At 74.3% G+C, this 10,616-nt stretch carries 8 protein-coding genes and 1 rRNA gene; 5 read left to right on the forward strand and 4 right to left on the reverse strand.

Going from position 1 to position 10,616, the window contains the following annotated elements; all coding sequences use genetic code 11:
* Positions 1–3: 3 nt before the first annotated feature.
* The 3 genes from ACZ6ZI_RS04640 to mtrA all read right to left on the reverse strand — a co-directional run bounded on the left by ACZ6ZI_RS04640 (position 4) and on the right by mtrA (position 4,580).
* Entirely contained in the window at positions 4–1,923 is a 1,920-nt protein-coding gene (locus ACZ6ZI_RS04640; protein WP_469515698.1) for an LpqB family beta-propeller domain-containing protein, read from the reverse strand.
* Entirely contained in the window at positions 1,910–3,802 is a 1,893-nt protein-coding gene (gene mtrB, locus ACZ6ZI_RS04645; RefSeq protein ID WP_469515877.1) for an MtrAB system histidine kinase MtrB, read from the reverse strand. The genes ACZ6ZI_RS04640 and mtrB overlap by 14 nt, the downstream gene beginning before the upstream one ends.
* An 88-nt stretch (positions 3,803–3,890) precedes the next feature.
* On the reverse strand, positions 3,891–4,580 hold the full coding sequence (mtrA, locus tag ACZ6ZI_RS04650) for a two-component system response regulator MtrA (RefSeq protein WP_189747360.1): 690 nt from the start codon (positions 4,578–4,580) through the stop codon (positions 3,891–3,893).
* A 235-nt stretch (positions 4,581–4,815) separates the two neighbouring features.
* On the opposite strand from mtrA, the gene ACZ6ZI_RS04655 reads away from it, so the two are divergent.
* From ACZ6ZI_RS04655 to ACZ6ZI_RS04675, 5 genes are read left to right on the forward strand one after another with little or no spacing between them, the layout of a single operon-like run.
* Positions 4,816–6,045 (forward strand): hypothetical protein, encoded by a 1,230-nt coding sequence (locus ACZ6ZI_RS04655; protein ID WP_469515703.1) that lies wholly within the window; start codon positions 4,816–4,818, stop codon positions 6,043–6,045.
* Between the two features lie 7 nt (positions 6,046–6,052).
* The gene (locus ACZ6ZI_RS04660) at positions 6,053–6,733 is read left to right on the forward strand and encodes a DUF4129 domain-containing protein (RefSeq protein ID WP_469515706.1); all 681 of its coding nucleotides are present in this window, start codon (positions 6,053–6,055) and stop codon (positions 6,731–6,733) included.
* Positions 6,730–7,971, forward strand: coding sequence for a DUF4350 domain-containing protein (locus ACZ6ZI_RS04665; RefSeq protein ID WP_469515709.1), 1,242 nt, complete (start codon positions 6,730–6,732; stop codon positions 7,969–7,971). The genes ACZ6ZI_RS04660 and ACZ6ZI_RS04665 overlap by 4 nt, the downstream gene beginning before the upstream one ends.
* Positions 7,968–8,933 carry an AAA family ATPase gene (locus ACZ6ZI_RS04670; protein ID WP_469515712.1) on the forward strand — a complete coding sequence of 322 codons (966 nt, stop codon included), beginning with the start codon at positions 7,968–7,970 and terminating at the stop codon, positions 8,931–8,933. The genes ACZ6ZI_RS04665 and ACZ6ZI_RS04670 overlap by 4 nt, the downstream gene beginning before the upstream one ends.
* Positions 8,933–10,243, forward strand: a complete 1,311-nt coding sequence (locus ACZ6ZI_RS04675) for a DUF58 domain-containing protein (protein WP_469515715.1) — start codon at positions 8,933–8,935, stop codon at positions 10,241–10,243. The genes ACZ6ZI_RS04670 and ACZ6ZI_RS04675 overlap by 1 nt, the downstream gene beginning before the upstream one ends.
* 119 nt (positions 10,244–10,362) lie before the next feature.
* Here the strand turns inward: ACZ6ZI_RS04675 and rrf are convergent.
* Positions 10,363–10,479, reverse strand: a 5S ribosomal RNA gene (rrf, locus tag ACZ6ZI_RS04680).
* Positions 10,480–10,616 lie beyond the last annotated feature (137 nt).

Consider the following 10,616-nt stretch of genomic DNA (forward strand, 5'->3'; position numbering starts at 1 on the left):
GGCTCAGCCCGGGTAGACCGGCGCCTTGCCACCCGCCGCCACCGTGCGCCACTGCGCGCCCGGCGGCAGCCACACGATGCCGTCCTCGCCAGAGAGGGCCACCACCGGCTTGGCCTCGTCCTCGGAGGCGGCGATCGCGCTCATCCCGGTCGCCCCGGGCAGGCTCGCCGCGACCATCGACCCGTCCGCCAGCATGTAGCGGGCCTGGTCGACGCCGCCGCTCTCGCGGCCCACCACCAGCAGCCGCCCGCGCGGCGCCCAGCTCATCGCCGTGACCTCCGCCATCTGCGGGGCCGCGGGCCGCAGCTCGCGCACCGACACCGGCGCGGAGTCCCCGGCGCCCTCGGTCCGCTCGACGCGCCCCAGGAAGAGGTTCTTGCGGGCGCCCTCCCGCTCCACGAGCAGCGCGACGCGCACCCCGTCGGGCGAGGCCTTCAGCCCGGTGATCCGCGCCCCGTTCAGCCCGGAGACCTCCACCCTCTGCGGGGTCCCGGTCCCTCCCGGGACCCGCCACAGGCCCTGGGTCTGCGGGTCGCCGTCCGCGATCCACAGGTCGCCGCGGGCGTCCCAGGTGGGCGCGGTCAGCTTGCCCGACTTGCTGTTCAGCAGCGGCTGCGGCATCGGACCGGCGGTCGTCAGCGTCACCACGTACAGCCCGTGGCCGTCCTCGGAGACCACCGCCGCCCGCTTCTCGTCGTACGTGATCGCGGCCGAACCCACCTTGAAGGCCGCGGCCGTGGCCAGCGGGCCGGGCGCCGGCTCCGGCTTGTCCTGCTGCTGGTCGTCGGCGCCCACGTTCAGCACCATCCGCACCAGCCGGGCGTCCTTGTCCACGTAGTACTGGTGGTCCGGGGACGGCGGCCGGCCGGCGATGACCGCGGCGGCCGAACCGGTCACCCAGCACAGCGAGGACTTCCCGTCGGGGCGCAGCAGTTCGACCCGGTCCAGCCGGGAGGCCGTCAGGTCCCGCACGGTGTAGAGGAGTTGGGTGGCCATCTTCTGGCACTGCGGCTGCCCGACGTTGCCGCCCTTGTCGTTGAGCGGGACGCGCAGCGTGTTCTGGCCGTCGTAGGAAAGGGACTTGGTGCCCTCGCGCAGTTCGGTGCCGGTCGGGAAGGCGGTGGTGACGACCGGGCCGAGCCACTTGGAGGGACCGGCGAGCAGCGACTGCACGGTCTGCGTGGTGGGGTCCATGCGGGAGTCGGGGTCGCTGCGCTGGCGCACGTACACCGGGTCGGCGACGAGCGTGGAGCCCGCGAAGTAGTACTTGTTGACCGGCTTGTAGATCCGCTGGAAGTCGGACTCGCTCAGGACCAGGCTGCTGGGCGGGGTGGCGATCCGCCACTGCTTGTTGACCTGGACCAGCTGGAGGAACTCCTCGTAGCGCCCGCCGCCGGTCTCCGGCTGGTAGGCACTGCGTTCGTCGACCGTCGCGAGCTTCTTGCCGTACACCTTCCAGCGCGGCCCGTCGGGGTCCTTCTCCCCCTGGACGGGCACCCGGTCGAGGCCGGCGGACAGGACGGTGACGGCCGTGCCGGGCTTCCAGTTCTTCGCGGCGTCCTCGGTGAGGTACTTGCGGGCCGTCGCGAGCTGCGGGTCGTCGCTGGTCATGGCCTCCAGGAAGCCGTCGACGATGTCGGCCGGACTGGCCTTGTCGGCGGGCGGCACCCCGAAGACCCGTACCTGGGAGTCCACGCCCTGCGAGGCCTCCACCCGACGGATCTCCCCGCGGTCGGGCATGGAGGCGCAGCCGGACAGCAGCAGGCCGGCCACCGCGAGCACCGGCAGCGCCGCCGGCCCCGTCGGCGCCGCGCGCCGCGCGCCGCGACCCGCCGGGCCGCCGCGCCCGCCCGACCGGCCGAGCCCCTCCCGTACGCCGCGCCCCTCCCGTACGCCGCGCCGCGCGCGCTCAGCGTCCTCCACCGGATCCGTCCTCCTGTGCTGTTCCCTGATCGGTGGGCCGGGCCACGACCCGCGCGCCGTTGCCCGGCAGCGCCGTCGGATCGGCGGGCACCGGTACGGCGGTGGTGACCGCGGGCCTCGGCGGTATCGGCGAGCGGTCGACGCGCTCGCCCCGCCCCGCGGCCGGACCGCCCGCCCCGTCGGCGCCGCCCCGTTCGGCGGCGGCCTCCGCGGCGGCCCGCGCCCGGTTGCCGCGCGAGTCCTCCGGCTCCAGCGGGATCGGCGATCCGCGCAACGGCTCGTCGGCGGTGCGCGGCAGGGTCAGGCGGAACTGGGAGCCGCCGCCGGGCTCGCCCCAGGCCTGGAGCCAGCCGCCGTGCAGCCGCGCGTCCTCGACGGCGATGGACAGGCCCAGGCCCGTTCCGCCGGTCGTCCGGGCCCGCGCGGGGTCGGCCCGCCAGAACCGGTTGAAGACGCGGGTGGCCTCGCCGGGCTTGAGCCCGACCCCGTAGTCCCGTACGGCCACGGCGACGGCCCCGCCCGCCGAGGCCAGCCGGACCACCACGTCACGGCCCTCGCCGTGCTCCACCGCGTTGACGACCAGGTTGCGCAGCACGCGCTCGACGCGCCGCGAGTCGGCCTCGGCGATGACGGGCTGGGTGTCGCCCAGGACCCGGATGCGGGTGCCCTTGTGCTCGGCGAGCGGTTCGGCGCCGTCGATGACCCGGCGCACCACGTCCCGCAGGTCGATCGGCTCCGCCTCCAGGGCGGCCGCGCCCGCGTCGAAACGGCTGATCTCCAGCAGGTCGGCGAGCAGCGACTCGAACCGGTCGAGCTGTCCCGCGAGCAGTTCCGCCGAACGGGCGGTGACGGGATCGAAGTCGACCCGGGCGTCGTGGATGACGTCGGCGGCCATCCGCACCGTTGTCAGCGGGGTGCGCAGCTCGTGGGAGACGTCGGAGACGAAGCGGCGCTGCATCCGCGACAGCTCCTCCAGCTGCTGGATCTTGTTCTGGAGGTTCTGGGCCATCTTGTTGAAGGCCTCGCCGAGGCGGGCGATGTCGTCCTCGCCGGTGACCTTCATGCGTTCCTGGAGCCGCCCTGCGGACAGCCGCTCCGCGATCCCGGCGGCCATCCGCACGGGGGTCACCACCACGCGCACGACGAGCCAGGCGATGGCGCTGAGCAGCACCACCACGAACAGCCCGGCGGTCGCCAGGGTGCTCTTGACCAGGTTGAGGGACTCCTCCTCCTGGGTGAGCGGGAAGAGGTAGTACAGGTCGTACGGGTCCCCGTTGATGTCCGTGAGCCGCTTGCCCACGACCAGCGCGGGCTCGGGGGCCTTCTCCCCGGCCCCGGCCGTGTAGCGGATCTCGGAGAACGTCTTGAAGGTGCCGGTGGCGTGGTTGACGGCCCGGCGCAGCCCGACGGGCACGCTCGCGGTCGGGTCGACGTTGCCGGAGGCGCGGGCCCCCTTGACGCCCTGGGCGGCCGGTCCCGGCCCGCCCGGGCCCTCCTCGCCGGTGCCGGCGCCGAGCGCGACGACCTCGAAGGCCGTCTGACCACCACTGGCGAGCTGCTTGACCAGCGAGTTCATCCAGGTGCTGGCGTCCCGGCCGACCTTGTTGTCGGTGGCGTCGGGCCCGTCCACGGCCGACGGGGTGTTCGCCTTCTCCTGTGCGACCGCGAACCCTCCCGCGGCCTGGCTCTGCGCGGCCTCCTCCTTGGCGTCGAGGAGGCCCTTGCTGACCTGCGCGACGACGACCCAGCCCAGCGCGAGGACCACGGCGAGCGACATCAACAGCGTCGCCGCGACCACCCGGAGCTGGATGTTGCGCCGCCACAACCGGACAGCCGGAAGCAGCGGCCGGCGCACGAGGCGCACGAACAGCCGCAGCACGGGGTTGCCGGTCACCCCCGCGCGGGGCGACCGGGAACCCCGCGGGGCCCCCCGACGGGAGCCGTCCCGGGAACCGCCGGGCTGCACGTCAGCTGGGTCCGGCCTTGTAGCCGACACCGCGCACCGTCACGACGATCTCGGGGCGCTCCGGGTCCTTCTCGACCTTGGAGCGCAGCCGCTGCACATGCACGTTGACCAGACGGGTGTCCGCCGCGTGCCGGTAGCCCCAGACCTGCTCCAGCAGCACCTCGCGGGTGAACACCTGCCAGGGCTTGCGGGCGAGCGCGACCAGCAGGTCGAACTCCAGCGGGGTCAGGGCGATGGAGGCACCGTCGCGCTTGACCGAGTGCCCGGCCACGTCGATGACCAGGTCACCGATGGCCAGCTGCTCGGGCGCCGGCTCCTCGGAGCGCCGCAGGCGCGCCCGGATGCGGGCCACCAGCTCCTTCGGCTTGAACGGCTTGACGATGTAGTCGTCGGCCCCGGACTCCAGGCCCACCACCACGTCCACCGTGTCGCTCTTCGCCGTCAGCATGACGATCGGCACCCCGGACTCGGCGCGGATCAGCCTGCACACCTCTATGCCGTCCCGTCCGGGCAGCATGAGGTCCAGCAGCACCAGGTCCGGCTTGGCCTCCCGGAAGGCAGCCAGTGCCTTGTCGCCGTCCGCTACGAACGACGGCTCAAAACCTTCTCCACGCAGCACAATGCCGAGCATCTCGGCCAGCGCGGTGTCGTCGTCGACGACAAGGACTCGTCCCTTCATGGTTGACATCATCCCATTAGCTAATCGTTACCCGGCGGTGAGCTGTCCCACAGCCAAAAAGGCTGGAAATCGCCCTTCGGACCTGCGTGGTGATCAGGGCGACCAGTCTGCCCCGGATCCGCGCGACAATTGAAGGGACGGACGGCTCGAAGATCCAGGGGAGCGCCGGTCCGTTCTCCGGCACCCCGTGGCACGATGGCAGCCGACCAGCGCGCCCGCCACGGCGGGCGCACGTGAAGGAGCGACGATGAACGACTCGCCGGGCTGGGCCACGCCCGGATCCCCGTCCGACGGCCAGGGCTCCGACAGCGGCCGGCCCCCCGCGCAGCCCGCCGGGGACGACAAGTGGTCGGCGACCCAGCCGCCGCCCGGCCAGTGGTCCAGCCCCACCCCGGGCCCCGCTCCCGGCCCCACCCCGCCCGCGGGGCAGCAGCCCGTCGGCTGGGGCCCGTACGGGCCCGGACAGCAGCCCCAGACCCCCTACGGCGGCCCCTACGGCCACCCCGGCGGCTGGGGCGGCCCGCCGCCCGCCGCCAAGCCGGGCGTCATCCCGCTGCGCCCCCTGGGCCTCGGCGAGATCCTGGACGGCGCCGTCGCCACCCTGCGCGGCCACTGGCGCACCGTCCTGTCGATCACCCTGGTCGTCGCGGCCCTCGCCCAGCTCGCCATCCTCCTCGTCCAGCGCCTCACCCTGGACACCGCCGTCCTCGGCGACCCCCAGAACGCGACCCCGGAGCAGCTCGCCGAGAGCATGGGCGACAGCCTCGTCCTGTACGGCTTCCAGTACTACACGGAGCTCCTCGGGATGCTCCTGGTCACCGCCCTGCTGGCGCCCGTCGTCAGCAACGCGATCCTGGGCCGCCGCTCCACCCTCTCGGCCACCCTGGCCACCGTCCGCCCCCTGGCCCCGCGCGTGCTCGCCCTGACCGCCCTGCTCTTCCTGGGCGCCCTCGCCGCCGGCCTGCTGCCCGTCCTGCCCGGCATCCTGACCGGCAACATCGCCCTGACGGTGCTGGGCCCGCCCGTCGGCCTGGTCCTGCTGGCCTGGTTCTACGTGACCTTCGCGCTGGCCCCGCCCGCCCTGGTGCTCGAACGCGGCTCGGCCGTCGCCGCCATGAAGCGCTCCGCGAAGCTGGTCAAGGGCGCCTGGTGGCGCGTCTTCGGCATCAGCCTCCTGACCTGGCTGATCCGCGGCATCACCGCCGCCGTCATCGTCCTGCCCTTCGCCGCCGTCGCCGCCCTCGTCTCCCCCGGCGGCTTCGGCTCGCTCCTCGACGGCTCCGCCGCCCGCGACTGGACCTTCCTGATCATCACCGCCATCGGCGGCATCGTCGGCGCCACCGTCACCATGCCGATGCAGACCGGCGTCACCACCCTCCTCTACGTCGACCAGCGCATCCGCCGCGAGGCCCTCGACCTGGAACTCGCCCGCGCCGCCGACCGCAGCGGCCCCGACGGGACCGTCACCGGGGGCTGACACGCTGATGAGCACGGGGGGACTCATCGTCACCGCCGCCGCGGCACTGCCGTCGGGCGACGGGGCACCACCACTGACGACACCGCGCGAGGCGGCCCGCGAGGCCGCCGAACGCGAGCTGTCCAAGCCCGCCTACCACCAGAACGAGCCCGGCCTCCTGGAGAAGGCCATGGACCGCTTCTGGGAGTGGGTCGGCTCGTTCCTCGACAGCGCCGCCGGCGCCACGCCCGGCGGCGCCCTCGGGCTGCTCGCCATCGCCGTGTGCGTCGCCCTGGTCGTGGCCGCCCTGTGGTGGCGCCTGGGCACCCCCGGCCGCCTCCCCTCCACCGCCGGCACCCCCTTCGACGACCGCTCGCGCAGCGCCGCCGACCACCGCGCCGCCGCCGAGGCCCACGCCGCGGCCGGCCACTGGAACGAAGCCGTCCGCGAACGCATGCGGGCCCTCGTCCGCGCCCTGGAGGAACGCACCCTCCTCGACCCGCGCCCCGGCCGCACCGCCGACGAGGCCGCCGCGGAGGCCTCCGCCTCCCTGCCCGACCACGCCGCCGAGCTGCGCGCCGCCGCCCGCGCCTTCGACGACGTCACCTACGGCGGCCGCACCGCCGACCCGGACACCTACGCCCGCCTGCGCACCCTGGACCTCACCCTGGAGCGCGCCAAGCCGCTCCTGACGGGACCCACGGCATGACCGCCCCCCACCCCACCGGGCACCCGCTCCCGGCCGCCGCCAAGGGCCCCGCCCCCACCTCCACCGCGCTCACCCCCGGCCGGCGCTGGGCCCGCGCCCGCGGCTTCCTGATCGCCCTCGGCATCCTGATCGCCGCCGCCGTCCTCCTCGCCGGCCTCCAGGCGGGCGACCACCACGGCCGCCTCGACCCCCGCTCCGCCGACCCGACCGGCAGCCGGGCCGTCGCCCGACTGCTGGAGGAACGCGGCGTCACCACCCGCGTGGTCACCAACGCCGACGAGGCCGTCGCCGCCGCGGGCCCCGGCCGGACCCTCCTGGTCACCGACCCCGAACTGCTCGGCGAACGCCAACGACGGGCCGTCCGCTCCGCCATCGACCTCTCCGGCGGCCGCACCGTCCTCATCGCCCCGGGCCCCTCCGCCCTCGCCGACCTGGCCCCCGCCGCCCGCACCCTCCCCTCCGCCCACCGCGGCGACCTCGACCCCGACTGCGCCCTGCCCGCCGCGCGCACCGCGGGCCGCGCCGGCACCGGCGACGGCCACCGCTACTCCACCGACCTGACCGGGGCCACCGCCTGCTACCCCGACCGCGGCCACCCCACCCTCCTCGTCCTGCCCGGCACCACCAAGGGCGGCGACACCGTCCTCCTCGGCTCCCCGACGATCCTCCTCAACGAGACCCTCGCCGAAGGGGGCAACGCCTCCCTCGCCCTGCAACTCCTCGGCTCACGACCCGAGATCGTCTGGTACCTGCCCACCCTCGCCGACATGTCCGGCGACACCGACGCCGAACCGAAGAGCCTGCTCGCCCTCATCCCCTCCGGCTGGACCTGGGCCCTGCTCCAACTCTTCGTCGCCGCCGCCCTCGCCGCCCTGTGGCGCGCCCGCCGCCTCGGCCCCCTCGTCACCGAGAACCTGCCCGTCGCGATCCGCGCCTCCGAGGCCACCGAAGGCCGCGCCCGCCTCTACCGCAAGGCCGCGGCCCGCGACCGCGCCGCGACCGTGCTGCGTGCCGCCACCCGCGAACGCCTCGCCCAACTGGTCGGCGTACCGGCCCCACAGGCCCACGAACCCGCCTCCCTGATCCCGGCCGTCACCGCACGCCGCACCGGCCCCGTCCCGGCCGACGGCCCCGACCCGGCCACCCTCCTCTTCGGCACCACCCCCGCCGACGACGCGGCACTCGTCGCGCTCGCCGACCACCTCGACGCCCTCGAAAGAGAGGTCCGCACCTCATGACGGCCACCACGGACAGCAGCGCCCGTTCCTCCCTGGAGGCGCTCCGCACCGAGATCGCCAAGGCCGTGGTCGGCCAGGACTCCGCCGTCACCGGTCTCGTCGTCGCACTCCTGTGCCGCGGCCACGTCCTGCTCGAAGGCGTCCCCGGCGTCGCCAAGACCCTCCTCGTCCGCGCCCTGGCCGCCTCGCTGTCCCTCGACACCAAGCGCGTCCAGTTCACCCCGGACCTGATGCCGAGCGACGTGACCGGCTCCCTCGTCTACGACGCCCGCACCGCCGAGTTCTCCTTCCAGGACGGCCCGGTCTTCACCAACCTCCTCCTCGCCGACGAGATCAACCGCACGCCCCCCAAGACCCAGTCCTCCCTCCTCGAAGCGATGGAGGAACGCCAGGTCACCGTCGACGGCACCCCCCGACGCCTGCCCGAACCCTTCCTCGTCGCCGCCACCATGAACCCGGTCGAGTACGAGGGCACCTACCCCCTGCCCGAGGCCCAACTGGACCGCTTCCTCCTCAAGCTGACGGTCCCGCTGCCCTCCCGCGAGGACGAGATCGGGGTCCTGACCCGCCACGCCGCCGGCTTCGACCCGCGCGACCTGCACGCCGCCGGACTGCGCCCCGTCGCCGGCCCCGAGCAGCTCGAAGCCGCCCGCAAGGCCGTCGCCGAGACCACCGTCTCGGCCGAGATCACCGCGTACGTCGTCGACATCTGCCGCGCCACCCGCGAGTCCCCCTCCCTCACCCTCGGCGTCTCCCCCCGCGGCGCGACCGCCCTGCTGGCCACCGCCCGCGCCTGGGCCTGGCTCACGGGCCGCGACTACGTCACCCCCGACGACGTGAAGGCCCTCGCCCTGCCCACCCTGCGCCACCGCGTGCAGCTGCGCCCCGAGGCGGAGATGGAAGGCGTCACCCCCGACGCGGTGATCACCGCGATCCTCGCCCACGTCCCCGTCCCCCGCTGATGGCCCTCACCGGACGCGCCGCCCTCCTGGCGGCCCTCGGCAGCCTGCCCGTCGGCATCCTCGAACCGAGCCTGACGGGCCTCCTCGCCGTCAACACCCCCCTGGCCCTGGCCTGCGCGCTCGACTACGCCCTCGCGGCGCCCGTCAGCACCCTGCGCCTGACCCGCACGGGCGACACCTCGGTCCGCCTCGGCGAAGCCGCGGACGTCCACCTCACGGTCACCAACCCCGGTACGCGCCCCCTGCGCGCCGCCCTCCGCGACGCCTGGCCCCCCAGCGCCTGGCAACCCGACACGGAGCCGTCCGCCTCCCGGCACACGCTGCGCGTCCCCGCCGGCGAACGCCGCCGCCTCACCACCCGCCTGCGCCCCACCCGCCGCGGCGACCGCACCGCCGACCGCGTCACGATCCGCTCGTACGGTCCCCTCGGCCTCCTGGCCCGCCAGGGGTCCCACCGCGTCCCGTGGACCGTGCGCGTCCTGCCCCCGTTCACCAGCCGCAAGCACCTCCCCTCGCGCCTGGCCCGCCTGCGCGAACTCGACGGCCGCACCAGCGTCCTGACGCGCGGTGAGGGCACCGAGTTCGACAGCCTGCGCGACTACGTCCCGGGCGACGACACCCGCTCCATCGACTGGCGGGCCACCGCCCGCCGCCAGGAGGTCGCCGTCCGCACCTGGCGACCCGAACGCGACCGGCACATCCTGATCTGCCTCGACACCGGCCGCACCTCGGCGGGCCGCGTCGGTGACGCCCCCCGCCTGGACTCCGCGATGGACGCCGCCCTGCTCCTCACCGCCCTGGCCCTGCGCGCCGGCGACCGCGTGGACCTCCTGGCCCACGACCGCCGCCCCCGCGCCCAGGTCCAGGCCCGCTCCACGGCCGACACCCTGCCGGCGTTCGTCAATGCCATGGCCGGCCTCGAACCGGAACTCGTCGAGACCGACGCCCGCACCCTCGTCTCCACCATCCTGCGCACCGCACCGCGCCGCTCCCTGGTGGTCCTCCTGACGAGCCTGGACGCGGCCGCGATCGAGGAGGGCCTCCTCCCGCTCCTGCCGCGCCTCACCCAGCGCCACACGGTCGTCCTGGCCTCCGTGGCCGACCCGCACATCACGGACATGGCCGGCAACCGGGGTTCCGTGGACGCCGTCTACGAGGCCGCGGCCGCCACCCAGGACCGGTCCCAGCGCCGCCGCACCGCCGAACAGCTCACCCGTCACGGCGTCCACGTCGTCGACGCCACCCCGGACGCCCTCCCCCCGGCCCTGGCGGACGCCTACCTGGCCCTCAAGGCCGCCGGCCGTCTCTGACCGTCCCGATCGGGGGCAGCCCACACGGGCTGCCCCGATACCCGTCCTCTTCTCCCCTACCTGGCCGTAAACGCAGAAAAGCCCCGCACCATAAGGTGCGGGGCTTTCCCACAATGATTGTTCGGCGGCGTCCTACTCTCCCACAGGGTCCCCCCTGCAGTACCATCGGCGCTGAAAGGCTTAGCTTCCGGGTTCGAAATGTAACCGGGCGTTTCCCTAACGCTATGACCACCGAAACACTATGAAGTTGACCAACCGGGCAATGACACGGTTCGTTACTTCAGAACTAACACAGTGGACGCGAGCAACTGAGGACAAGCCCTCGGCCTATTAGTACCAGTCAGCTCCACCCGTTACCGGGCTTCCACATCTG

It is taken from the genome of Streptomyces sp. NPDC103540 (genome assembly GCF_055584445.1).